Origin of the sequence: Xanthobacter pseudotagetidis (assembly GCF_043194795.2) — a bacterium.
Classification (GTDB): domain Bacteria; phylum Pseudomonadota; class Alphaproteobacteria; order Rhizobiales; family Xanthobacteraceae; genus Xanthobacter; species Xanthobacter tagetidis_A.
In genome coordinates this window covers 4,029,070-4,050,752 of sequence record NZ_CM195534.1, presented here as the reverse complement: position 1 = coordinate 4,050,752, position 21,683 = coordinate 4,029,070, and the positions used below count along the sequence as shown (strand labels likewise).

Sequence of the window (21,683 nt, the reverse complement as noted above, 5' to 3'; positions counted from 1 at the left end):
GAGGGTACGACCGCGGCCATCGAGGCTCCGCTGCCGCCGTTCGGCGAATCGGATTGCGCCGGGTAGCATCCGTGGCGCCTTCCTGCAGGAGGAACTTCTGTAGGAAGGAGTGTGCGGGGGCGACGGTTGGCAACGGCGTGAGCGTGCGCGATCACGGCGGTCCTCCCGCACCCGGAAACGCAACAAAGAGATCCATGGGCTGCGGTGCGAGCCCAGGTGCCGCAGCCGGTGCCGGAGCGTTCGGCGCGCTGCCGATTGGTCTGTTAGTCGCTGCCGCATCGGCCGAATGAGTGTGCTCCAGTCGAGAGACGAACAGTGGTGCGCCACGCCAGGATTGCGGGTCGGAGCCAGGTGCGGCGGCCGTTGGGGCCAGCAGCTCACCACCGCCGAAGGCCGGCGCGAGCATGGCGACATAGGCGCGGGTCTCGGCCGGAAGCGGGCGGCCGGCGAGATACGCCTTGTAGCGCGCCGGCCCCGCATGGTAGGCGGCGAGCAGGCCCGGAGCGCCGTAGCGGTCGTTGAGTTCGCGCAGATAGGCGGCGCCGGCGAGGATGTTGTCGCGCGGATCAAAGGGATCATCACCGAGACGGTGGCGGTGGCGCAGCTCCGCCCAGGTCTCGGGCATGATCTGCATCAGGCCCATCGCCCCCTTCGGGGAGACGGCGGTGGTGTCCACGGCGCTTTCGGCGCGCATGACGGCCCGGATCCAGGCCGCCGGAATGCCGAAGCGCTGTGCAGCCTCGGCAATGGGAGCGCCGAAAGGATCGCTCGCGTCCGGCAGGGAGACGGCAGCTTCCTGGGCGTGCACGCCGGGGGGTGCGATCACGAGGGCGAGCAAGCCGGAAAGGAGAAGGAGGCCCAGTCGCGGGGCGGCCGAGGATCGGCCGGCGGAGGGCTGTCGGTGCGTGACGGACATGGCTCAGTCCCGCTCGCCGCGCTTCGAGGGGCGGCTCCAGTGCAGGCCCCATGTGCTTCGGTCGACGACGGACTGGAACAGGAAGGCACGAATGGGCTGGAGAAAGACCGGATCGTCGATCACCAGGGAGACGTAGTCCCCGGCCTTTTCCCCGATGCGCTTCCAGCCCGCGCCGATCTCCGGCCCATCGTCGTCCAGGAGATGAATGCGGTAGTCCGGCGCATGCTCGGCGTCGGATTGCTCCGCCGGCACGAGGACGATCTCCGCGTCGATGGAGAGGGTGCGGATATGCCCGGCATAGCCGTTCCGGGTACGACTGAACTGACCGATGAGGGACATGGGGTGCTCCTTCGAGGTGCGGTGGGAAGAGATCGGACGCGGCGTCACCGCGTCGGCGCGCGCCAGACGAACCGGCCATCGCCGTCTTCGTCGGTGTAGAGCGGCATGGCCTTGCCGATGACGGCGCTTGCCGGAAGCGGGCCGAAGTAGCGGCCGTCCAGGCTGTCGTCGGCCTGCCAGTTCATGAGGAAGAGCTCGCCGTCGGCGACGACGTGGCAGCCGCTCCAGCTGGGCAGGTCCCGGCCGTGGTGGTCGCGATCCAGGGCCCGTCCCATGGCGATGCCGTCGACGGTGATCTCGCCGCGCAGCCGGCAGACGTGCTGTCCCGGTAGCGCGGCAACCCGCTTCATCAGCGGCACGCCCTCGGCCAGATAGCCACGCGCCGCCAGGAAGCGTCTGAGCCAATCCGGCGCCGCGACGGCGACGAGGTCGGTGACCTCCAGGGCGTCCGCGGGCCCGATGGTGTAGAGGCCCAGAGGCGCGCTCGGCGAGGCGTTCCAGACCAGCTTCAGCGAGGTCGGGACGAACGCCGCGCCGGCGACGCCCATGGTCACGAAGTAGGTCGCCATCACGTAGCCGAAGCGCGTCATGGTCCAGCCCTCCGGCGCAGCAGGAAGGCGCGGTGCTGCTCGACGGTGTAGGCGCGCGGCTCCTGGCCGGCGGTCAGGCGATTGTGGACGTGGCGCCAGTAGTCCGGCGAGACGTGGGCCGGATCGATGCCGCGCGTCTGGATGGCGTCGATCGCCTGCAGCGCGCTCCAGACTTTTGGCCAGCCGCTGACGCGCAGCAGGATCTCCCCACCGGGGCGGACGAAGGACAGGGTCTGGAACGGTGTCCCTTCGTCGACCGCGCGGATGATATCGAGGCGCGAGAGGATGGTGCCATAGTCGTTGGCGGCCCAGCGCACGAAGCAGAAGACCGTGTTCGCCGGAAACCCGAGGACACGCCGGTGGCGGTTGATGATCTCCTCGCAGGTGTGGCGGCCGAAGCGGATCCAGGTCTCGACCCGCTTCTCGACCCAGGTCAGCTCGACGAAGGTGATCAGCGGGCGAGGACCGCTCGGCCGAGGGTCTTCGCACCGGCGGGACGTCGCGGAGCCGGTCATGGGGTGTCTCCTTCGGGAGCAGGCGGGAACTCGCGCGCGAGGAGGTCGCGCAGCATGTCGGCGACGGTGACGCCGCGCTGGAAGGCGGCGATCTTGATGCGGGCGCGCTGGTCGGGGGTGACGTCGATGGTGAGCCGCGCCGTGAAGGCACCATCCGGCGCCTCGCGCCCAGGCCGCGCTTCGGGCGCCTTGATCCAGGTTTCGGCATCACCCGGGCGTGCCGCGAAGCCGCGCCGGCTCATGCGACGATCCTCCCGATGCGCAGCCGGTCGATCTCATCGACGAGGACAGCGATCTCGCGCGCGGCTGGGCTCGCCGCATCGATTTCGAAGGCGAGCCGGCCGGTCTGTGGGGCGTCGGCGAAGGCGACGCGTTGGCCGATGGTGGTGGCGAGCACCGGCGGATCGTGATCGGCCAGCGTCTCGGCGGTCTCACGGGCGATGACGGTGCGGGCGCCGCAGCGGTTCAACAGGAACCGTGCGGCGAGCTGCGGCCGGTAGATGCGCGCTTCCCGCAGCAGCGTCAGCATCTCCGCCGAGGCCCAGCCGTCGAGCGGGGACGGTTGGACCGGGATCAGCACTAGGTCAGACGCCAGCAGCCCCGAGCGCATGAGACTGGCGATGCGGGGCGGCCCGTCGATGATGAGGTGGTCGACATCCCGGGCGAGCTCCGGCGCCTCGCGGTGCAGCGTGTCACGTGCAAGCCCGACCACGCCGAACAGGCGCGGCAGCCCTTCACGGGCGCGCTGCTGCGACCAGTCGAGGGCAGAGCCTTGAGGGTCGGCGTCGATCAGCGTGACGCGCTGGCCATTGCGCGCCCACGCCCCAGCGAGATGCAAGGCGAGCGTCGTCTTGCCGACGCCGCCTTTTTGGTTGGCAAGCATGACGATCATCGCTGGCCTCCGGGCTTGGGTCCGGAAGGAGAGGTCCGAAGGGCGCAAGCATCGAGAGCCGTAGAGTCGTCTTTACGGAAAGACGTATCGGCACTATCCTTTGAAACAGGCGGTAGAGAGGTGTCTTGAGGATCGTTGTCCACATCACGCACGCGCGTCTTAAAGTTAGATTCTATGTTAGACTCTAAGTTAAGGGGGCAATTTCGCTTTTGGCCTCTACGGCTTGACCCCTGTTTTGGTTCCTGATGGCACGTGGGGGCGGTTCCCGATGTCACGTGCCTCAAGGTTCCCGAAGGCACGAAGCTTTCCACAGCTTGTCCACAGGGAACCGCCGGCTCGAACGCGAGCAGAGCGTGGCCGCCGGCATCTGCCTCAAGGAACAGCGTGTATCCGGGGAGCGGCTGACGGCGGATCGCGTCGCGCAGTTCGAAGGCGAAACGCTTGAAGGGTGAGAGGCTGCCCGACTTCTGGTGGAGGTGGCGAAAGTCGAAGCGCCATCCGGCGCGTTGCTTGCCGCCATGCCGGCGCACCACGCGGTAGAGCCAGCGGTCGAGGCCTCCGGTCAGGCTGAAATAGGCCTGGTCGATGGTCAGGATCAGGGCATCGTCCAGCACCGCGCGGTAGAACCAATCCGGCAGGATCAGCTCGATGCCGAGCGGCTTGCCGGAGGCATCGATGCGTTCCTTCCACTCGTTGATCCAGGAGAAGCGATGGCGCCGCCCCTCGGCCGGCTGGCGGATGGACGTGACAACCGTCGTGGACTGGAGGCGGTCGAGCGCCGCCTTGAGGCGTTGGTAGTCGCGCAAAGACACGCCACGCCGGATGAAGGTGAGGATCTCGTAGGGCGTCGCCGCCATCAGGCGTGAGGTCTTGAGGCCCGCGTCCCGTGCCTCCACGATCTGGCTCGCGGCCCAGATCAGGATGTCGGCGTCCCAGATGGTCGCCATGCCGTGGTCCGGCACGGCTTCCACGCGGATCCAGACATTGCCGGCGGAAAAGTCGATGGGGACCGTGCGGTGCGATTTGGAGAGCGAGAAGAACGGGAAGCTCATGAGGTCCTGCGCGTCGCGGGGCGCGAATGCGCCGGGACGCGCGTGGAACAGGTCGAGCTGCCCACGCTCCGGGGAAGGACAGTGGTGCGCCGGCATTGGGAAGTCGCCAGCGGATCAGCGCGCGTAGCGGCCGGCAGAAGCCGGTGGCGTGGGCTCGTGGCGTTTGGCCGGCAGCACGGTGCCACGCGGATCGGAGGTGGAGGTGACGGCGCCGCGCTCGGCCCAGGCCCTGAGGTCGTCGACGGCATAGACGACGCGGCCGCCCAGCTTGCGGTAGGCGGGGCCGGTTCCGTAGGTGCGGTGCTTCTCCAGGGTGCGGGCGGAGAGGCTGAGGAATTCCGCAGCTTCCTTGGTGCGCAGGTAGCGCGGAGGAAGAATGGCGAGATCGGGTCGCATGGATCGGGCCTCCGTGAGGGTCGCTCAGACCGCTGGGGGAGGGCGGTCCGTGACGGTCACGATGGCGAAGCGCGGCTGGCGAGATGCAGTGGGATTTTGGGGGAGCTAAATTCCCACACCGGCTGGGACCTCCGATCGGGCTAGGATCGCCGACGATGACGAAGCAGCTTGCGATAGCCGCCGGCGATCATGTCGCGCGCACCGCGCAGCAGGCCCATGACGGCGTGGCGGGCCGAAGAGGCCTGCCATTCGTCGCGGGACAGCTGGCCGGTGTTGAAGATCACTTCGGCGATCTCCTTTTGGGTTGCTCCCTCGCGATGGCCATCGGCGGCCTGCAGCATGCGGCGAGCCCGTGCCAATTGCTGCGGTGTCAGGCGGGTGTCAGGAGGCACGTTGCGGCCATGCAACGAGGCGAGGAGCCGGGCGACGGCTTCGAGGCGATCGAAGCCCTCAAGGCCGAGCGGCACGATGGCCACAAGCGGCCGACCCGGCGCTGCGTCGGGCGGAAGGACGAGGTGGAGGCGCTGGCCGTTGGCCAGGTCGCGCAGATGGTGAAGCCCGTCATCGGCACGGACGAGATCCGAGCCGTTCAGCAGCGAGAGCACGTCGCTGGAAGAACGAAAGGCCGGCGGCGCGAAGGTGAGGATGACGCTGCTGGTATCGTCCTCTGGCAGCCAGAAGATGTCCGCGTCGGTCGCCCTATGCGCCGGATCGACGGGGAAATCGCAGTCCCCACTTTCGCGCTGCACCTTCCGCCAGCGCTGTCGCAGGAGCATCGGCAGGGCTGAGATCAGCGTAGCTGCGCTGATAGTCCTCGTTGCGCCTCAGCCATTCCCATCCGATGTCGGGGGCGGTCAGCGTGTCGACATAGTCGTAGGTGGACTGTGATCGCCAGCGGGACGTGTCCAGGGACATTGCATTCTCCGACCGTCAGTCTGGGGCAGACTCAGTCGGCTACAATTTCGGCGTGTACAACGCTGCGGAAGCCCCAAATTATGCAACAGCTGTTGCCGTCAGCGCATCACGGCGACGGGTCGCGATGGCCTTCGCGGACGAGCAGGCGGTAGCCGTCCGTCGTCATCCAGCGGGCGCGCGCAAGATGGCTGTCATGGACCCGGCGTGCCCGTTCGGGCTCCTGGGCCGGATCGAGGCCGAACAGAACCGAGACGACCTCGCGCCAGTCTGCACTATCTGTCGCGGCGTCCATGAGGCGCAGATAGAGCTTCATGTGCGTGCGGTCGTAGTCAGTGAGTGTCGAACTCTCCGGTGGCTCGTCGAGAAAGGTCGCGTCTTCCATTGTGCCCCCTGGTCTTTTTTGGTCGCAGCGTTGCTCGGGGGTCGTTCCGCGGCGCGCCAATTTTCTCACGCACTCGAAAATACAATACGCGCCAATCGTCTTCCGGATCAGCAGTCACCCTGTCCTGTCACGAACCAGGAGCACCCCTACACCCTGGCCGGAGTTCAGGAACACGACGCCTTCTCCCTCGAACGCCCGCCGAACCTGATCACGCGTCGTCTCGTACACGTCGAGTCCGCTCTCGGATTCGAGGCGCTTCAACGCAGTCAGCGAGACCCGGGCCTTCTCGGCGAGCGTTTCCTGTGTCCATCCCAGCAACGCACGCGCGGCCCTTGATTGTCGGGCGGTGATCATGAAGATCACCTCCCATTCGGGCCGCAGTGCACGCCAGAACTACGGCTATTTTAGTCGCAGTCCGTGTGGCCGGCTACTCGGATCGGCACGACGCACTTGGATCGGCCCGTGCACTGATGGGTCGTTTCGGTCGGCTTTGGTGGGCCTGGCCCCGCCCGGGGTGTCCGGGCGGGGGTTGCGCGGGGCCTCAGTCCGCGCTGCGCCGGCCGTTGGGGCGGGACCAGATGAGGCTGTAGCCCTCGGCATCCTCGTCCTCGAAGAGGTTGGCGTAGATGGGGGCGTTGAAGCTCGGGTCGTCGAGCTTGAGGCCCAGATAGTCCCGGCCCTCGTTGGAACGCTTGGCCCAGGCCGCCCCGATCTCGGCGCGGCCGACGAAGACCCGGTGGCTGGGAGCGTTCTCGCCGGTGCCCCGGACCTCGGGGACGATGCGCACGCCCCGGGCCTGGACCGAAAGGGTGACGATCTCGCCGCTGAACTCGTTCGCGCCGGTCTTCTTGAAGGTGCCGATGGTCGCCATGTTACGTCTCCTGATTTCTGTCCCGAGCCCGCACCATGCGGCCTCGATGGGGATCAAAGGGCCGGAGGCGATCGACGCCGCACCCCGCCGGGGTCCCCGCCAGCGCTTGCGCAACGGGGTGGCTTGGGGGCCGCAGCGCCAGCGAAGGATGGCAGCCAGGCGACTTTCTTGGTTCGCGCGAGGAATGGGGGATCCGGGGTCCCCGCGCGGCGTGCCGTGTGGGGTGGTCGCCCAGGGGAAGAAAGTCGATCGGCGCCATTGCGGCACAGGCGATCGAGGCGCAGCCGTCGTCTGGCCAGATCCACCCATCGCAGAGGCCGCTTCAGTGCGCTCGGACCGACAGGGATCGATCACGGAGACGTGGCGAGGCTCGCTGTACCGCCCCAAGATCGGCGTGATGCTCACGGCATCGGCTGCTCACCCAGGTCTGGGCACGGCTTGCATCGTCCTCGATGTCCCCGGCCGCTCAGGGGTTCGACTCCTCCCGATGTCCCCGGACGATCGAACGGGACGGCTTCCGGGCAATGCATCGACGGGCCGGTTGCGGGGCGGAGCCGGCTTCGAGCTGAGCTTGAACACCTCGTCGTTGTCCGACGTCGTGGCGATAACGGCAGAGCCGAAGCTGCCTTGTGCCCGCCGCTCCAGCCGAGAAAGAGGGTCAGGCCCTGGTGATGCCCCGCCCGGGCGGTTCGGGCGGGATCAGCGCGGTCAACCGCACGAATGCCACGATGCCCACGGCAATTGCGCCGAGACCTGAGAAGACCAACTGCCAGGTCTCCGACGGCATGGTGTGCTTGACGATGCCATGGGTGGCGGCGTAGCCGGCGACGACAGCGGGAGCGACGAAGGCGAGCACGACGAGGAGCTTCAGCCAGAGCGGCCGTACGACGGCGAGCATGAGCTGACCGATGGCGAATGTCGCGCCGGCGACGATCAGGCCGACGATGATGGCGCCGAGCCAGCCCGCACCGGTGCCATGGGCCCAGCTGCCGGCGGTAACTCCCAAAAAGAACGGCAGGGCAAAGACGGCGAGCGTGAACAGCAGCCAGCAGAGAACGCCGATGGCCGCGAGCGATCCGAGGATGGACAGGACGATCATGATGGTGGTCTCCCGTGCACAAAAAGCTGACGGTCGCGCCTTCCACCACCACCGCGGCGCAGCCAGAATGATAGCCGAGATCGCACCGTTCCGGGAGCGGAGATCGTCGCGATCCCCGCTCACCGTGGCTCGCCCGGTCAGGGGGTGAAGGGGTCGATCTCGCACAGGATCGCGGTGGCATCGCCATCGAATTCGTTGGCGGGCATGACCGAGAGGCTGCCGTCGCCGGCTTCGAAGATGACGATGGCGACCATCAGCGTGGCGGCGAGGCTGAAGGCGAAGGCGTGCGCATCGTTGAGGGACATGGTCCGGCTCCTGTTCCGAGCGGAGGGCCATCCCCCGCTGACAGGCGCCCGACGTGTCGGGCCAAGAGCCGCAGTCACCGCGACGGCGTCAGCCGATGCGGCGGCACGCACCGCGTCGCCGACCCCTTGTGGGTTGATGGCCCGAGGCGATCGGTCCGACCAAGGATACGCGCACAAAAGCGGGGGTGGACCTGCGCGGACAGCGAGACGTATCCGGACGACGCGGTTCAAAGCGTGGGCTTTGCTCGCTACAAGAGGGGGCTTGAGGCCGACACAGCGATGGGGCCCTTGGCCGACCACATGGTGACGAGAGGCATGACCTACGAGGAGTTCAACGCCTTCTGCGCGAGGTTGCCGGCCGCGACCCATGTGGTGCAGTGGGGCGGATCACACGTCTGGAAGGTCGGCGGCAAGGTTTTCGCTATCGGCGGATGGCAGGACGACGAGGCCAGCTTCACCTTCAAGGTCAGCGACATCTCCTATGAGGTGCTCCAGGCGCAGCCGGGCCTACGCCCAGCCCCCTATCTTGCCTCACGCGGCCTGAAGTGGATCCAGCACCACGCGAAGCCAGGCCTCTCGGACGCGGAGCTGTGCGACTACATCCGGCAGTCGCACGCCATCGTCTCACTGGGCCTCTCGAAAAAGATGCGCGCCGAGCTGGGACTTCCATTGGCATAGAGGCGACGTCGCGGCGCGCGGCGGCGTGCGCAGACATTGGCGGAAGGTTGGAGAACGGTGACGCTCATGCGCCACCGAACCGCCAGACCGGGATACCGAGGGTCCTCGCCTTGTCGGCGAGGTTCTGCTGGATGCCGGTGCCGGGGAAGACCATGACGCCGATCGGCAGTACCGCGAGCATCTGGTCGTTGCGCTTGAAGGGCGCGGCGCGGCCGTGCCTGGTCCAGTCGGGCGCAAAGCCGATCTGCGGCACATCGCGGTGGTCGGCCCAGCGAGCGGCGATCTTCTCGGCGCCTTTCGGCGACTTGCCGTGCATCAGCACCATGTCGGAGTGCTTTGCGTGGACCCTGTCGAGGGCGTCCCAGATGAGCCGGTGGTCGTTGAAGTCGAGCCCGCCGGTGAAGGCGACCTTCGGTCCCGGCGGCAGGAGGACCTCCTGTTCGGCGTGCTTCCTCGCCATCAGGAAGTCGCGGCTGTCGATCATCGCCGAGGTCATGGCCTTGTGATTGACCATCGACCCGGTGCGCGGACGCCACGGTGCGCCACTGTGCTGCTCGTAGTGCTCGGCGGCCACGTCGCGCATCAGCTCGAATGCGTCCCGTCGCTTGATGAGAGTCTGCCCTTCGGCGGTGAGGCGTTCCAGTTCGACGGACCTGACTTCGCTGCCATCCTGCTCCTGCTGGGACCGGCGCTGCGCCTGCTCATTGTCGTCGAGTTCGCGTGCGATCCGGCCGATGGCGCGGTGGAAGAGATTGACCGTCGACCAGAGGACATCGGCGAGGTCGGGCTCGAGGCGGGTGTCACTGAACGTGGCGATCAGGGCGTCGAAGATGTCGGCGACGGCGCCGGCGAGATGGTCGTCTTCGGGCAGGGGCCGGGGGTCGGGCTCGTCAGGAAAGGGCCGGTAGCCGTGGAGCTGGAGTTCGGTCAGGACCTGGTCGGTGGGAGACGAGGCGTGGTGCGGTTCGTCGTCGTTCTCGCTCATGGGAGGCTCCGTCGGTTGGACCGCGACCGTTGCGGCCTTCATGGCGCCGGAAGCCCGCGGGCGGGACGGACTGGCAGTCCGAGCGAAGCGAGGGCCTTGATGGCCAAGGCCGGCGATTTTGTTTCGCGATGGAAAGCGCGGGCTTGCCTGCGCGCCGGAAAATCGTCGGCCGCCGCCATTGCCGGGCCGGCCCGGTTGTGGGCCCGATCGCCCTTTCGGAAGGCCACGGCGCGGTCCTCTCCGACGGTGGGACGCATCTGGGCGGCGACGGCGGGCCGTCACCTCGATCCTTTTCCGGCTATGCCACTAGTTCCATGAAGCGCTCGACATCCTGTGGGGCGAGCTGGACCCTTGCTCCGGCCCGAAGCGCATCCATGCCGAGTGCGCGCAGATCCTCGTTGAAGTCCCCGAGCGCCGGCGACAGCACGAGGGCCTCGATCCCGGCTGCGTCCGCCCGCGCGATGAGGCGGTTCCGCGCGCTGTTGCCGGCCGGATCATTGTCGCGCACGATGTAGAGGCGCCTGAGCGTGTCCGGGAACAGGAGCGCTGTAAGATGAGCCGCCGAGAGCGCCGCGGCCATCGCCATGCCAGGCAGGACACAGCGGAGTGAGAGCACGGTCTCGATGCCCTCGCCGGCCGCCATGACATCGCCCGACACACCGAACCGGACCGCATTGCCGAGGAGATCGCCCATGGCCCGCCGCGGCGTGTCGATTGGTGCCTTGCCGAGCCGGATGGGATCAAAGCCGTCGGGGTCGAGCCAAGTGCGGTGTGCTCCGGTGAGCTTGCCATCGAGATCAGTGACGGCGGCGATCATCGCCGGCCTGACCTCGGTAGGCGCTTGCAGTCCGGGCCGGAAGTAGCAGTGCGGGTGAAAACGCAGGCTTCCGGTTTCGTGCAGAGCCGTAATACCGCGGTTGCGCAGATACGTCTCTGCGAGAGTGCCCGAAATGGACTGCGTCATGGCGACGAGCCGGCGTACAGCTTCCGCCGAGCCGGTGGGTGCCGATGCGACGGATTGCCTGGCGGGCATCGTTTCGGGCTCGGTCCGTGGCAAAGCGAGGAAAGCGCGGGCCTCCTCGGAGACGTCCCGGAAGTCGACGAGGCCCAGAGCTTCCCGGATGACGTCGAGGAGATCACCATGCTCTGAGGTCGCGGCATCGGTCCACTTACCGGCTGGGCCTTTCGGAAAGTCTTTGAGCCGCACGAACATGGAGCGGCCCGGCGTGTTGCGGACATCCCCCACGAGCCAGTAATGGCCCTCGCGCCGGCCATTGGAGAGATAGCGGCGGCAGACCGCCTCTGCCCGGTCGGCGAGACGGCGCGCGAGATCACGTGGTGATCCCGACATGATGCGCCTCCAAAAGAAAAGCCCGCCGGGCGCGAAGCCCGGCGGGCCAAAGGAGAGGAGGGAGGACGTTTCAGCTGGCCGCGGCCACGTGGACTGCGGTTCCGGCTTCGTCAGTGTCCGCGAGGTCGTCGCTTTGGCCCATGGCCGTTTCGCCGTCTTTTCCCACCGTCTCTTTACCGGTCGGTTCCGACGCGAGCGTCCCATTGGTCTCGGCGTCCCCCGGCGTGCGCAGCGGCTCGGGCAGCCAGCCGGTTTCGGCGAGCAGCGTCTCCGCCTCGGTCGCCATGTCGCCCTTCTTGAGGTGGGCGATCCGCTCGGCGACGTGCTGGCCCTTCACCTCCGTGACCGCCTGCAGGATGCGGGCTTTGGTGACCCGCCCAAGGAACGTGTCCACGGTCGGCCGCCAGCCCAGGGCCGCCATGTCGAGATCGACCGCCTGGGCGAGGCTGTCGGCATGGGCCAGCGCTCGCGGCCGCCGGTTCCAGGCCTCGTGCACCGCATTCACCGAGAGGCTGGCCACATGGGCGAAGAGGGCGGACCGGCTGTCCGCATCCCAGCCTTCCAGGGCGTCCCACAATTCAGCGGACTCCTTCGGCAAGGCCTTTGCCCACCGCTCGTGCCGGACACGGATCGCTTCGGCCGCGAAGCTGTCATTCAGCCCCGGCGCCTGGGTGCCGAAGCCGACGCTCTTGAAGTCGAGCTCGAGGCAGCTGTCCGAGCCATAGTGATAGAAGGCCTTCAGCACCAAGGCATGGAGTGCCGCGAGGAAGGCCACGTCCGGCTGCTCGCCGAGCGCCTGGCGCAGGCCGAGCGTCCGGTGGGCGGTGAGCTCCGTCATCAGCCGGTCCGAAAGCGGCGACAGGCCGTCATCCTCCTCGGGCTCCGGTGCTTCGGCGTCCGTGGTGACGGGATCCGCATCGTGGCTGTCCGCGGCGACCACACGCCCGCCGTCGCCCGCGCCCAGGTCAGCCTCCGGTTCGGCCGGCGTCTCGTCCTCGCAACGGACATAGCCGCGCTCGACCCGCAGGCTGCCGTCATGGGTGATGCTGACGAAGGCGCCGGCGCGGGCAATGTCGGACGGATCGAAGGCGAGCGGCCGATCCTCCCAGGCTTCGAGCTCGGCCTCCAGCTCGCCGAGGCGGGCGTCGATGTCGTCCGGTAGCTCGTCGTCGTCCTGATACTCCTTCGACAGGCGGTCGACTTCCGCCTGCACGGCATCCCGCTCCATCTGCTCCTCGGCGGTCATGGGAATCGGCTCCCCGCGCAACTGACGCAGGCCGAAGGTGTGGCCATAGGCGAAGTCGGGCGCGACCTCGATCCACTTCCACCCCTCGGCGGCAATCGACTCGGAGGCCGCCTTCAGCTTGTCGGCGACCATCCGGTCCACCAAGGCCACATCCTGCAGCCAGCCGCCATCATCGCCCTGGAAGAGATCACGCAGCACCGTGCCGCCAGCCTCCACATAGGCTTCGACGCCGACGAACCGGATCCGCTTGTCGGAGGCCCGTATGGCGCCTTCGGTCAGCATACGGCGGATCGTATGGGGCTGCTTGTCATAGGCCTGCTGCAGCCGCTCGAACACCTGCTCCTGCCGCGCATGGTCGCCCGACACCGTGAAGGCCATAAGCTGGTCCAATGACATTTCGTCGTTGGCATAGGCGTCCAGCAGCCTGGGCGAGACCGAGGCGAGCTTCAGGCGTTGCTTCACGACGTTCACCGAGACGAAGAAAGCCGCCGCGATCTCCTCCTCGGACTGGCCCTTCTCGCGCAAGGCGAGGAAGGCCCGAAACTGGTCGAGGGGATGGAGCGGCGCGCGCTGGACATTCTCGGCGAGGGAGTCCTCCTCGGCGATGCCATCCTCGCGCACCACGCATGGCACGGGCGCGCTCCTGAAGAGGCGCTTCTGCTTCACCAGCAATTCCAGCGCCCGGTAACGCCGCCCGCCGGCCGGGATCTCGAACAGGCCGGTCTCGACGCCGTCGGCATCGACCACCGGCCGGACGCTCAGGCCCTGGAGGAGGCCGCGCCGGGCGATGTCCTCGGCCAGCTCCTCGATGGAGACGCCGGCTCGCACGTGCCGGACATTCGCCTGGCTGAGCACGAGCTGATGGAACGGAATGTCGCGCGAGGGCGACAGGGTGATCTTCTTCTTCGCGATGGCCATCGGGATGATCTCCGCGACGGGCGGCCGAGAGCCTCTCTCTCAGCCTTGGGCCCGTCACGAAGCGAAGCGCCGCCCTCTCACTCTGGAGGGCGGCGCCGCAAAGCCGACGATCCGGAAACCCGGGAGAACGGAAAGGCACAAAGCCGGAGACACGGCTCTACGTGTCTCCGGCTTTGCGGACATCAGGCTGCACGGTCGAGGAGCTTCTTCGCCCGGGCCTCCAGATCGAGACGTGCGTCCTGGTGGGGCTTGTCCCGCGCCACTGCGGTGATGCCCTGCACGAAGTCGAAGACGCTCTCGGGCTTGCGCCCCTCTTCGGCGAGCACCGTCTCGATGATCCTCGCCGTCTCCGCCTTGGAGAAGCCGCGCTTGCGCAGGAAGTCGCTGCGGTCCTCATCGGTCCGGGCCACGATCTTCTCCCGCGCCGCCTTGATGCCGTTAACGAAGGGGAGGGGAGAGGAGTTGGCGAAGCGGGTCAGCGCAGGCGCCGCTTCGTGGGCGAAGCGGGAGGCGGCGTATTTGGAGTGGCGGATGGTGATCTCCTCGAAATCCTCCACGCCCCAGAGGTTACGGTTCTGGCACACGGCGCGCAGATAGAAGCTGGCGATGCCGAGGGTCTTCGCCCCGACCTCCGAGTTCCAGCAATAGAAGCCGCGGAAGAAGAGGTCGGGTGAGCCGTCCGCCAGCCGACCGGCCTCGATGGGGTTGAGATCGTCCACCAGGAACAGGAAGACGTCCCGGTCCGAGGCATAGAGCGTCGTCGTATCCTTGGCGATGTCCACGCGGGGATTATAGGTGCCGGTCGACCAGTCGAGGACGCCCGGCACCTTCCAGCGGGTGTCCCCGGTGCCATTGCCGGCGATGCGCCGCACGGCTGCGACCAGCTCATGGTCGTAGATCCGGCCATATTCGGGACCAGTGACCGCCCGCAGCTCGACCCGGCCGTCCTCCACTTCCAGCGTCTTCACTTGCTCGGCGCGGTGGGAGGTCAGTCCATACTGCAGGTTGATGCCGGCGAGCGGCGCGGGGAGCTGGCGCAGATAGGCCGCGGGTGCCCCGACGAGACTCGCGAGCTGGCTGAAGCTCCAGTGGGTAGGCGCGACTGGAATGTCCGATCCCGGAAGCATCAGCGCCAGGCGCTCGGCATCGTCACGGCTCGCCTCCACCCGGATCGAGGCGCTCTCCACCGTCCGGGTCCGGCTGCGCTCGGCCCGGCCAAGCACCGCGGCGTGGAGCTCCGACAGGGACAGGTATCGCTCATCGTCGGGCCGGGAGAACCACTCCGAGGACACGCGGCCGATCCGCTCACCGCGGCTCGCATCCACCTTGTAGCCGCCGGCACCAACGGGTGCCACGTCAAGAGTCACTACCTGGGTCATGGGCCGTCTCCATGACGGGCGCCGGAGACCTCTCCTCCGGCCCTCAACCCGTCACGGAAACCCGACCCAACCTCTCACTCTTAAGGGATTCTAACGGGTTTCCCCGCAGAAGGGGGGACCGAGCGCCGCGGGATCGGCCGCCGAGGAAGATCGTGTATGGCCTTCAACTTTGATGCTTCCAGTTTGCCAGATCCCGCAGACGCGCCACGCCGACCGGCTCCTGCGTCAGAAGGGGAACGACGGCATAGCGCCGGGCATGCTGTGTCGCCACGGCATCGATTTCCCGCAGTTCGTTATGCGCCCTTCGGCGCAGCAGCGGGGAATGCGGGTGTGCGGCCGCGACGCTGTTGTTCACGACCCAGGCCCACGGCTCGATACCAGCACGGCGCAGGTCGGATTGAAGATTGGCCGCTTCGAGAACGGGCGTGGTTTCGGCCAGCGTGGCGATGAGCACCTTGGTTTGCTTCGAGTCCTGCAATTGCATCATCGGCGTGGTGAAACGGACGCCCGTATCGCCCATCTGCCGGGTCAATTCGCGGTGGTAGGCGCCGGTGGCGTCCAGCAGGAGCAAGGTGTGCCCGGTGGGGGCGGTGTCCATCACCACGAACTTCTTGCCCGCCTCGCGGATGATGCGGGAGAAGGCTTGGAACACTGCGATCTCCTCGGTGCAGGGAGAGCGCAAGTCTTCTTCCAGGAGGGCGCGGCCTTCGGCGTCGAGATTTGCGCCCTTGGTGTCCAGCACATGCTGGCGGTAACGCTCCGTTTGCTCGCGCGGGTCGATACGGCTGATCGTCAGGTTGGGCAGCGACCCCTCCAGCGTCTCGGCAAGATGTGCGGCCGGATCGGAGGTGGTGAGATGAACGGGCAGCCCTCGGTGAGCCAGTTCAACGGCGAGGGCTGCTGCCAGCGTGGTCTTGCCCACGCCCCCCTTGCCCATCACCATCACCAATCCATGCCCATCGGCCGCGATGTCATCGACCAGTGCGGACAGGTCCGGTGCATCGAGCCTCGCAGGCAGTTCGGTGGCATCGCCGCCGCCCGGATCGGCGGCGTTGACCAGCAGGTGACGCAAGGCATCAAGGCCCACGACGTTGAAGGGTTTGAGAGCGATCTGATCCTGCGGCAGGGTCTTGAGCGCATCCGGCATGGCGGCAAGCGCGGCTTGCTCGCGCCGATAGATCGCCGCGGCCAGGGGATCTTGCTCGGCCTCGCTCTCGGGGAACAGGCCGTTGATGACGAGATATTGCTGCGACAGCCCGATGCCGGCGAGCTCCTCGTGGGTGCGCGCAGCTTCTCTCAGTGTGGCGCGCTGCGCGCGGGCCACCAGAACCAGGCGGGTGCGCTGCGGGTCGGCCAAGGCTTCGACGGCTTCCCTGTATTGGACGCGCTGCTTCTCCAGGCCCGCCAACGGACCGAGGCAGGACGCATCGCCCTTGCCGGTTTCCAAAAAGCCGCTCCATGCACCCGGCAGTTGCAGCAGGCGGATGGTGTGGCCGGTGGGGGCGGTATCAAAAATGATGTGTGCGTAGTCCGTCGTCAGCGCCGAGTCGATCAGCAGCGCCGTGAACTCGTCGAAGGCCGCGATTTCCGTGGTGCAGGCACCGGAGAGTTGTTCCTCGATACCGCGCACGACCGGTTCCGGCAGGATGCCGCGCACCGGACCGACAATGCGATCTCGATAGGCCTGGGCGGCCGCTTGCGGGTCGATTTCCAGCGCCGACAGGTTCGGCACGGCGGCAATCGCGACGATGCGATTGCCAATGGTCTCGCCGAAAACCTGCCCGACATTCGAGGCCGGGTCGGTGCTGACAAGCAGGACGCGCTTGCCTTCGGCCGCCAGTTGAACGGCGGTCGCGCAGGCAATGGATGTCTTGCCGACACCTCCCTTGCCGGTGAAGAAAAGAAAGCGAGGCGGCTGGGCGAGAAACTGCATGGCGGTCTTCTTGAGTTCAGCTGCAGCGGTTGCCGGAGCAGCAACCTTCTTGCGATGGCGATGCGCTGGAGACGGCAATGCCCGCCCAGCGGGCCAGATCGTCACGCGCAGGATAGCGACCTGCCAAAGCCAGCTGACCATCCACCAGCGTCACCGGCAGGGCGGCCTGGCCGGTGCGTTCCAGCAAGCCCTTGACGATGGCGTTATCGGCGAAAGCTGTGGGCTGTTGCGCCAGATTGAAGCGTTCGATCCGCGCGCCGTTGCGGCTGGCCCACTCCACGTCGGCCGCAAACGTTACGAGGTTCTGGTCCACATCCGTACCGCAGACACCCGTGCTGCAGCACATGGCCGGATCGAAGACCTGGATGGTTTTCATGGGGTGCACTCCTTGAAATTGGGGTTGGGCTGCGCGGGGCAACGGTGCAGGGTTCAGGCGGACAAGGTGGGGTCAAGCATGCGGGTCGCGGCGATCATCCCGGCACGCACCAGCAAGTCCTCGGGGATCACCTCATAGCGCTGGCCGCCGACCTCCACCGTGCGGCAATCGTTGTCGCCGCATTCGTTGCAGCAGCGGCTGCTGCCGGCTTGTCCGTCGAGCCAGTGTTCCATGGGCTCGCCGGCAACCAGAATCCGGTTGGATTGCAGCGGGTCCTGGAGGAACGTGGCTTCATCGATTTCCTTCACCTGCAACTCGGGCGTGATGCCCAACGGCTCCAGCGCCCGTCGCAGCGTCTGGACCGCACGCTGGACTTCCTCGCCGGTGCCATGGCAGCGCGGGCAGGTCGTTCCCTGCTCGCTGACCAGGCGTTGCCAGAAAATGGGGAGGCGTTTCATTGAGGTCTCACGGCCTGGCATGAGGTGTCCTTCCAATCCGTCCGTTCTTGTTCAACCTGCGGATTTCATCGGAGCCGCCTCAGTCATCCGCATCGTCCGCGGTTCCGTTCGTCGCGATCACTGCGAGATCCTTCGAGGAGTCGATGGTCTTTTCCCCGGCGGCTCGGCGCTCGCTATATCGGCTGGTGAAGTAATCCGTGCGCCCCCGCAGAAGCAGCGTGAACTTCATCAGCTCTTCCATGACGTCCACCACCCGGTCGTAATAGGAAGACGGCTTCATGCGTCCCGCCTCGTCGAACTCCTGGAAGGCCTTCGCCACCGACGACTGGTTGGGAATGGTCACCATGCGCATCCACCGGCCAAGCACCCGCAGGGTGTTCACCGCGTTGAAGGACTGCGACCCGCCGGAGACCTGCATCACCGCCAGCGTTTTGCCCTGGGTGGGGCGCACCGAGCCGATCTCGAGGGGAATCCAGTCGATCTGGCTCTTGAAGATGGAGGTGATGGTGCCGTGTCGTTCCGGGCTGCACCACACCTGGCCTTCCGACCAGGTCGAGAGCGCGCGCAATTCCTGCACCTTGGGGTGGTCGGCCGGACAGGCATCGGGCTGCGGCAGGCCGGCCGGATCGAAGATGCGGGTGTCGGCGCCCATGCGGGTCAGGAGGCGCGCGGCTTCCTCCACGAGAAGCCGGCTGTAGGAGCGTTCCCGCAGGGACCCGTAGAGCAGCAGGATCCGCGGCGGGTGGGCGAGGTCCGTGCTCGGACGAAGCTTCGCGATATTGGGACTATCGAAATAGGCTTCATCGAGCGCGGGAAGGGTCGACTCGTTCACGTCGGGCATGGGGTGGACGCCTCAGAATGTTGTGTCGGGGCCGGTCCGCGACAGGGCCGCCGCGGTCCAGAATGCTGCCACCAGCAGGGCGCCTCCGGCGGCCATGGCGAAGAGCACGGCGCCGTAGGCGTGGGACTGCGCCCAGATGAGGGCCGCGCCGGCGGGCGCCACTGCGCGGGCCACCATGGCCGGTGCGGTGAGCGCGCCATTCACCGCGCCGTAAGCGTGCCGGGTCAGCATTTCCGGCACGGCGAGCCCGCGCACGATGGTCATGATGCCGTTGGCGCAGCCATAGAGCGCGGTGATGCCGGCCACCAGCGCGAAGCTCGGCGGCAGCAGGGCGAGGGCGAGGATGGCGAGCGGAAAGGCGATGACGGCAAGGCTGCCGATGAGCCGCACCGGAGCGCGCGGTGCAAAGACGGAGATGGCGATCCGCCCTGCCACCTGTGTCGGACCGATGATCGCCATGGCGGCGACGACGCTCGCCGGCGTGAAGCCGCGCTCCAGCAGTAGCGGATAGAGATGGAAGGTGAACGCCGAGAAGGTGGCGGCATAGGCGGTGAAGGCCAGCGCCAGCGCCCAGAAGGCGGGTCGACGTGCCACCCGGCCCATGACCGCGCGCAGAGTTGCCGTTCCTGCCAGCGCCAGCCCTTCGACGGCCAATTGGGGCGCATCGGCCTCCGCCCGGATCACCGCGGCATAGAGCGGCGCGCAGACAACGAGGTTCACGGCGCCGAGGGCGATCAGCGCGCCGCGCCAGCCCACGCTGTCGAGCAAGGCCTGGATCAGGGGGATGAACACCGTGGAGGCGAAGCCGCCCCACAAGGTGAGGGCGGTGATGCCGGCCCGGGCGCCCGCCGTGCCGGCCCGACGGGCCACCACGGCGAAGGCAGGCTCATAGAGGGTCGCCGCCTGGAGCACTCCGACAACTGCCATCAGCAGGTAGAACATCCACAAGTGCTGCACCTGCGACCAGATGGCGAGGCACAGGCCCGCAAGGACGGACCCCGCCGTCATCACCAGCCTGCCATGCCCCTTGTCGATGGCCGCCCCCACCGGAAACGCCGCGACGCCTCCGAGCGCGAGGCCGAGGGTCGCGGCGCCGAACAGTTGCGGCTTCGACCAGCCGAGATCGTGTCCCATGGCCTCGGCGATCATGGGAAAGCTGTAATAGAGCGAGCCCCAGGAGCAGATCTGGCCGATGCCGAGGCAGGTGATGAACAGGCTGCGGCCCGACAGCGGGCGCATGCGCCCCGGGTGGGCGAGCTCGCTGCTCACGCCGCTGGTCACGCCGCGGCGCCGCAGCACGGGATCGTGGAGGCTGGCGGATCCTGCGTGCCGCAGCCGCAGCCGTCCTTTCCTTCCGCCTTCGCCAGGGCATCGTCGGCGCAGCAGACTTCCGCGTCCGGTGCGGTGGGACTTTCAGGAGCGGGCCCGCCGCAGCAGCCGGAGGCGCCGGCGGCCACCGGCGCGGCGCTGCAGACGCCTGTCTCCGGCAGCACCAGATGGACACGCTTCGCTGCGTCGTGATCGCCGGCGATCTCCGCCGCGATGGAGCGGACCTGCTCATAGCCCGTGGCCATGAGGAAGGTGGGCGCGCGGCCATAGGATTTGGAGCCGACGATGTAGAAGCCGGGCTCGGGGTGAGCCAGCTCCGCCGCGCCATGGGGCGGAACCGTGCCGCACGAATGCAGGTTCGGATCGATCAGGGGCGCGAGGGCCGGCGGCGCCTCGACGGCTGGATCGAGGGCAACACGCACCTCGCGCAACAGGTTGAGGTCGGGGCGCAAGCCTGTGGCGACCACGATGCGGTCGAAGTGCCCCGCCCAGGACATCGCGTCAAGGCGCCCGGACACTTCGAGCCCGTCCGCGCCGATGACCACGCGCTCGGCCGCGAACGGCGCAAGGACATCGAGCCGGCCCGCGGCGATGGCCCGTGTCGCAGCGAGGCCCAGGGCGCCGCGCGCCGGCAAGGCATCGTTGAGACCGCCGCCGAGCAGCTTGTCGAGGCGATTGCGGCGCAGCGCCCACGTCACCCGCGTGCCGGGCGCCGTCTCTTCGAGGCGCAGGAGATCCAGCACCACATTGATGGCGGAATGGCCGGAGCCCACCACCAGCACGCGCCGGCCGGCATAGGTGTCGCGCCGGGCGCCCAGCACGTCGGGAATGCCATATTCGACATGCGCCGCAGCGGCCAATTCGCCGGTGACCAGCAGCCCGTCGACGCCCATGGGATTGGGCTGCGTCCAGGTCCCCGAGGCGTCGATGACCGCCCGGGCAAGGGAGCGGTGCTTCCCGCCGCCCGTGTCCCGCCAGCGGATCTCGAACGGAGCGTCGGCGCGCCCCTCAGACGCCATCTTGTCGAGGCCGTGACGGGTGATCGCGGTCACCTCGGCCTCGAACCTCAGGTGGCGCGCAAGGGCCGGATGGCCTGCCAGGGGTTCCAGATAGCGTCGGACGATCTCTCCGCCGAGCGGCAGGGCCTCGGGGTTCGGCGCGCTCCAATCCGTCTCTTCCAGCAGCGCGCGGGCCGCTTCGTCGATGTTGTAGCGCCAGGGCGAGAACATGCGCACATGGCCCCAGGCCTTGAGCGAGGTGCCGGCGCCGGCGCCACGCTCGAGGACGAGGGGCACCAGATCCCGGGCCAGGAGATGGGCGGCTGCAGCAAGCCCCACGGGGCCGGCTCCGATGACGGCGATGGGAAGGCTTCCGGTCATGACAGGGGACTCCAATGATCGATCCATTGATGATCGATGTATGAAGGCAAAAGAATTGGGCTCAGGAGCAGCATGACGTAGAGCTCCTGTCTTCGTCGGCCGGGGCGCCGACCATCTTCCCCGCATCGAGAAGGCACCGGGTCACGTCCATCCAGGCCTCAACCGCCACCTTGAAGGCGGCCCGGCCCTTGTCCGTGAGGGTGTACACGCGACGCTCGCGGCCCGAGACCACCTCGCTCACGGAGGTCACATAGCCGCCGTCCTCGAACTCCCGCAGCACGGGATAGATGGTGCCCTCGGTGGGCGAGCAGCAGCCGTTGGTGGTGGCCTCCACCGCCCGCGCCACGTCGTAGCCATGCATCGGCCTCTGATGCAGCACGCACAGGATGAAGAACTTGGACAGGCTCATCTTGATCGTGCCGTTCCAGTAGGCGCGGCTCAGGAAGTCCGGCCCGGCCTTGGCGGCCGGGGCGAGACGGGAGGAAGCCTCGACATTGGAGCGGGGGGTAGCAGCACGGGACATATCGAGAAGCTATGC

The 21,683-nt window shown here is 67.6% G+C and carries 27 protein-coding genes; 1 reads left to right on the top strand and 26 read right to left on the bottom strand.

The window, feature by feature from the left end; translation table 11 throughout:
- Positions 1 to 151 precede the first annotated feature (151 nt).
- From V5F67_RS18600 to V5F67_RS18530, 15 genes are all read right to left on the bottom strand, one after another.
- Entirely contained in the window at positions 152 to 916 is a 765-nt protein-coding gene (locus V5F67_RS18600) for a lytic transglycosylase domain-containing protein (RefSeq protein ID WP_394020800.1), read from the bottom strand.
- Positions 917 to 919: 3 nt separating this feature from the next.
- Positions 920 to 1,255, bottom strand: a complete 336-nt coding sequence (locus tag V5F67_RS18595; RefSeq protein ID WP_394020801.1) for a DUF736 domain-containing protein — start codon at positions 1,253 to 1,255, stop codon at positions 920 to 922.
- A gap of 44 nt (positions 1,256 to 1,299) precedes the next feature.
- Positions 1,300 to 1,845 carry a S26 family signal peptidase gene (locus tag V5F67_RS18590; protein WP_394020802.1) on the bottom strand — a complete coding sequence of 182 codons (546 nt, stop codon included), beginning with the start codon at positions 1,843 to 1,845 and terminating at the stop codon, positions 1,300 to 1,302.
- On the bottom strand, positions 1,842 to 2,360 hold the full coding sequence (locus V5F67_RS18585) for a DUF2840 domain-containing protein (RefSeq protein ID WP_394020803.1): 519 nt from the start codon (positions 2,358 to 2,360) through the stop codon (positions 1,842 to 1,844). Before V5F67_RS18585 ends, V5F67_RS18590 begins: the two co-directional genes overlap by 4 nt.
- Positions 2,357 to 2,602, bottom strand: coding sequence for a ribbon-helix-helix protein (locus tag V5F67_RS18580; protein WP_394020804.1), 246 nt, complete (start codon positions 2,600 to 2,602; stop codon positions 2,357 to 2,359). The genes V5F67_RS18585 and V5F67_RS18580 overlap by 4 nt, the downstream gene beginning before the upstream one ends.
- Positions 2,599 to 3,252, bottom strand: a complete 654-nt coding sequence (gene parA, locus V5F67_RS18575; protein WP_394020805.1) for a ParA family partition ATPase — start codon at positions 3,250 to 3,252, stop codon at positions 2,599 to 2,601. The genes V5F67_RS18580 and parA overlap by 4 nt, the downstream gene beginning before the upstream one ends.
- Positions 3,249 to 4,400, bottom strand: a complete 1,152-nt coding sequence (locus V5F67_RS18570) for a replication initiator protein A (protein ID WP_394020806.1) — start codon at positions 4,398 to 4,400, stop codon at positions 3,249 to 3,251. Before V5F67_RS18570 ends, parA begins: the two co-directional genes overlap by 4 nt.
- Positions 4,401 to 4,418: 18 nt before the next feature.
- Complete coding sequence (locus V5F67_RS18565) at positions 4,419 to 4,700, bottom strand: helix-turn-helix transcriptional regulator (protein WP_394020807.1); 282 nt, start codon at positions 4,698 to 4,700, stop codon at positions 4,419 to 4,421.
- 140 nt (positions 4,701 to 4,840) lie between these two features.
- The gene (locus V5F67_RS18560; RefSeq protein ID WP_394020808.1) at positions 4,841 to 5,476 is read right to left on the bottom strand and encodes a DUF2285 domain-containing protein; all 636 of its coding nucleotides are present in this window, start codon (positions 5,474 to 5,476) and stop codon (positions 4,841 to 4,843) included.
- Positions 5,400 to 5,615 (bottom strand): transcriptional regulator domain-containing protein, encoded by a 216-nt coding sequence (locus V5F67_RS18555; RefSeq protein ID WP_394020809.1) that lies wholly within the window; start codon positions 5,613 to 5,615, stop codon positions 5,400 to 5,402. The genes V5F67_RS18560 and V5F67_RS18555 overlap by 77 nt, the downstream gene beginning before the upstream one ends.
- A gap of 106 nt (positions 5,616 to 5,721) precedes the next feature.
- A complete protein-coding gene (locus V5F67_RS18550; protein ID WP_394020810.1) occupies positions 5,722 to 5,997 on the bottom strand; it encodes a DNA -binding domain-containing protein in 276 nt (91 codons plus the stop codon).
- Positions 5,998 to 6,111: 114 nt separating this feature from the next.
- Positions 6,112 to 6,351: a helix-turn-helix domain-containing protein gene (locus V5F67_RS18545; RefSeq protein ID WP_394020811.1), complete on the bottom strand. Its 240-nt coding sequence runs from the start codon at positions 6,349 to 6,351 to the stop codon at positions 6,112 to 6,114.
- Between the two features lie 187 nt (positions 6,352 to 6,538).
- Positions 6,539 to 6,868, bottom strand: coding sequence for a DUF736 domain-containing protein (locus tag V5F67_RS18540; protein WP_394009019.1), 330 nt, complete (start codon positions 6,866 to 6,868; stop codon positions 6,539 to 6,541).
- A 658-nt stretch (positions 6,869 to 7,526) separates the two neighbouring features.
- Positions 7,527 to 7,967: a hypothetical protein gene (locus tag V5F67_RS18535; RefSeq protein ID WP_394020812.1), complete on the bottom strand. Its 441-nt coding sequence runs from the start codon at positions 7,965 to 7,967 to the stop codon at positions 7,527 to 7,529.
- 137 nt (positions 7,968 to 8,104) lie between these two features.
- Positions 8,105 to 8,272 carry a hypothetical protein gene (locus V5F67_RS18530; RefSeq protein ID WP_394020813.1) on the bottom strand — a complete coding sequence of 56 codons (168 nt, stop codon included), beginning with the start codon at positions 8,270 to 8,272 and terminating at the stop codon, positions 8,105 to 8,107.
- Positions 8,273 to 8,587: 315 nt separating this feature from the next.
- Between V5F67_RS18530 and V5F67_RS18525 the strand changes: the two genes are divergently transcribed.
- Positions 8,588 to 8,950 (top strand): MmcQ/YjbR family DNA-binding protein, encoded by a 363-nt coding sequence (locus tag V5F67_RS18525; RefSeq protein WP_394020814.1) that lies wholly within the window; start codon positions 8,588 to 8,590, stop codon positions 8,948 to 8,950.
- Positions 8,951 to 9,014: 64 nt separating this feature from the next.
- Here V5F67_RS18525 and V5F67_RS18520 read toward each other — a convergent pair whose 3' ends face one another.
- From V5F67_RS18520 to V5F67_RS18470, 11 genes are all read right to left on the bottom strand, one after another.
- Positions 9,015 to 9,977, bottom strand: a complete 963-nt coding sequence (locus V5F67_RS18520) for an SLOG family protein (RefSeq protein ID WP_445328600.1) — start codon at positions 9,975 to 9,977, stop codon at positions 9,015 to 9,017.
- A gap of 256 nt (positions 9,978 to 10,233) precedes the next feature.
- Positions 10,234 to 11,286 (bottom strand): DUF7146 domain-containing protein, encoded by a 1,053-nt coding sequence (locus tag V5F67_RS18515; protein ID WP_394020816.1) that lies wholly within the window; start codon positions 11,284 to 11,286, stop codon positions 10,234 to 10,236.
- A gap of 70 nt (positions 11,287 to 11,356) precedes the next feature.
- Positions 11,357 to 13,450, bottom strand: a complete 2,094-nt coding sequence (locus tag V5F67_RS18510) for a ParB/RepB/Spo0J family partition protein (RefSeq protein ID WP_394020817.1) — start codon at positions 13,448 to 13,450, stop codon at positions 11,357 to 11,359.
- A 182-nt stretch (positions 13,451 to 13,632) separates the two neighbouring features.
- Positions 13,633 to 14,829, bottom strand: coding sequence for a DUF932 domain-containing protein (locus tag V5F67_RS18505; protein ID WP_394020818.1), 1,197 nt, complete (start codon positions 14,827 to 14,829; stop codon positions 13,633 to 13,635).
- A gap of 163 nt (positions 14,830 to 14,992) precedes the next feature.
- Positions 14,993 to 16,762, bottom strand: coding sequence for an arsenical pump-driving ATPase (gene arsA / locus V5F67_RS18500; RefSeq protein WP_394020819.1), 1,770 nt, complete (start codon positions 16,760 to 16,762; stop codon positions 14,993 to 14,995).
- A 16-nt stretch (positions 16,763 to 16,778) separates the two neighbouring features.
- A complete protein-coding gene (arsD, locus tag V5F67_RS18495; RefSeq protein ID WP_394020820.1) occupies positions 16,779 to 17,138 on the bottom strand; it encodes an arsenite efflux transporter metallochaperone ArsD in 360 nt (119 codons plus the stop codon).
- A 53-nt stretch (positions 17,139 to 17,191) separates the two neighbouring features.
- Entirely contained in the window at positions 17,192 to 17,596 is a 405-nt protein-coding gene (locus V5F67_RS18490) for a DUF2703 domain-containing protein (RefSeq protein ID WP_394020821.1), read from the bottom strand.
- 79 nt (positions 17,597 to 17,675) lie between these two features.
- The gene (arsH, locus tag V5F67_RS18485; protein WP_394020822.1) at positions 17,676 to 18,437 is read right to left on the bottom strand and encodes an arsenical resistance protein ArsH; all 762 of its coding nucleotides are present in this window, start codon (positions 18,435 to 18,437) and stop codon (positions 17,676 to 17,678) included.
- A 12-nt stretch (positions 18,438 to 18,449) separates the two neighbouring features.
- Entirely contained in the window at positions 18,450 to 19,706 is a 1,257-nt protein-coding gene (locus V5F67_RS18480; protein WP_394020823.1) for an MFS transporter, read from the bottom strand.
- A gap of 8 nt (positions 19,707 to 19,714) precedes the next feature.
- Positions 19,715 to 21,145 carry an NAD(P)-binding domain-containing protein gene (locus V5F67_RS18475; protein WP_394020824.1) on the bottom strand — a complete coding sequence of 477 codons (1,431 nt, stop codon included), beginning with the start codon at positions 21,143 to 21,145 and terminating at the stop codon, positions 19,715 to 19,717.
- A gap of 61 nt (positions 21,146 to 21,206) precedes the next feature.
- Entirely contained in the window at positions 21,207 to 21,668 is a 462-nt protein-coding gene (locus V5F67_RS18470) for a PadR family transcriptional regulator (protein WP_394020825.1), read from the bottom strand.
- Between the last annotated feature and the right edge of the window lie 15 nt (positions 21,669 to 21,683).

Coding starts and splice junctions, on each gene's coding strand:
- V5F67_RS18600 (WP_394020800.1), bottom strand. CDS start 916: ATGTCCGTCACGCACCGACAGCCCTCCGCCGGCCGATCCTCGGCCGCC.
- V5F67_RS18595 (WP_394020801.1), bottom strand. CDS start 1,255: ATGTCCCTCATCGGTCAGTTCAGTCGTACCCGGAACGGCTATGCCGGG.
- V5F67_RS18590 (WP_394020802.1), bottom strand. CDS start 1,845: ATGACGCGCTTCGGCTACGTGATGGCGACCTACTTCGTGACCATGGGC.
- V5F67_RS18585 (WP_394020803.1), bottom strand. CDS start 2,360: ATGACCGGCTCCGCGACGTCCCGCCGGTGCGAAGACCCTCGGCCGAGC.
- V5F67_RS18580 (WP_394020804.1), bottom strand. CDS start 2,602: ATGAGCCGGCGCGGCTTCGCGGCACGCCCGGGTGATGCCGAAACCTGG.
- parA (WP_394020805.1), bottom strand. CDS start 3,252: ATGATCGTCATGCTTGCCAACCAAAAAGGCGGCGTCGGCAAGACGACG.
- V5F67_RS18570 (WP_394020806.1), bottom strand. CDS start 4,400: ATGCCGGCGCACCACTGTCCTTCCCCGGAGCGTGGGCAGCTCGACCTG.
- V5F67_RS18565 (WP_394020807.1), bottom strand. CDS start 4,700: ATGCGACCCGATCTCGCCATTCTTCCTCCGCGCTACCTGCGCACCAAG.
- V5F67_RS18560 (WP_394020808.1), bottom strand. CDS start 5,476: ATGCTCCTGCGACAGCGCTGGCGGAAGGTGCAGCGCGAAAGTGGGGAC.
- V5F67_RS18555 (WP_394020809.1), bottom strand. CDS start 5,615: ATGTCCCTGGACACGTCCCGCTGGCGATCACAGTCCACCTACGACTAT.
- V5F67_RS18550 (WP_394020810.1), bottom strand. CDS start 5,997: ATGGAAGACGCGACCTTTCTCGACGAGCCACCGGAGAGTTCGACACTC.
- V5F67_RS18545 (WP_394020811.1), bottom strand. CDS start 6,351: ATGATCACCGCCCGACAATCAAGGGCCGCGCGTGCGTTGCTGGGATGG.
- V5F67_RS18540 (WP_394009019.1), bottom strand. CDS start 6,868: ATGGCGACCATCGGCACCTTCAAGAAGACCGGCGCGAACGAGTTCAGC.
- V5F67_RS18535 (WP_394020812.1), bottom strand. CDS start 7,967: ATGATCGTCCTGTCCATCCTCGGATCGCTCGCGGCCATCGGCGTTCTC.
- V5F67_RS18530 (WP_394020813.1), bottom strand. CDS start 8,272: ATGTCCCTCAACGATGCGCACGCCTTCGCCTTCAGCCTCGCCGCCACG.
- V5F67_RS18525 (WP_394020814.1), top strand. CDS start 8,588: ATGACCTACGAGGAGTTCAACGCCTTCTGCGCGAGGTTGCCGGCCGCG.
- V5F67_RS18520 (WP_445328600.1), bottom strand. CDS start 9,977: ATGAAGGCCGCAACGGTCGCGGTCCAACCGACGGAGCCTCCCATGAGC.
- V5F67_RS18515 (WP_394020816.1), bottom strand. CDS start 11,286: ATGTCGGGATCACCACGTGATCTCGCGCGCCGTCTCGCCGACCGGGCA.
- V5F67_RS18510 (WP_394020817.1), bottom strand. CDS start 13,450: ATGGCCATCGCGAAGAAGAAGATCACCCTGTCGCCCTCGCGCGACATT.
- V5F67_RS18505 (WP_394020818.1), bottom strand. CDS start 14,829: ATGACCCAGGTAGTGACTCTTGACGTGGCACCCGTTGGTGCCGGCGGC.
- arsA (WP_394020819.1), bottom strand. CDS start 16,762: ATGCAGTTTCTCGCCCAGCCGCCTCGCTTTCTTTTCTTCACCGGCAAG.
- arsD (WP_394020820.1), bottom strand. CDS start 17,138: ATGAAAACCATCCAGGTCTTCGATCCGGCCATGTGCTGCAGCACGGGT.
- V5F67_RS18490 (WP_394020821.1), bottom strand. CDS start 17,596: ATGAAACGCCTCCCCATTTTCTGGCAACGCCTGGTCAGCGAGCAGGGA.
- arsH (WP_394020822.1), bottom strand. CDS start 18,437: ATGCCCGACGTGAACGAGTCGACCCTTCCCGCGCTCGATGAAGCCTAT.
- V5F67_RS18475 (WP_394020824.1), bottom strand. CDS start 21,145: ATGACCGGAAGCCTTCCCATCGCCGTCATCGGAGCCGGCCCCGTGGGG.
- V5F67_RS18470 (WP_394020825.1), bottom strand. CDS start 21,668: ATGTCCCGTGCTGCTACCCCCCGCTCCAATGTCGAGGCTTCCTCCCGT.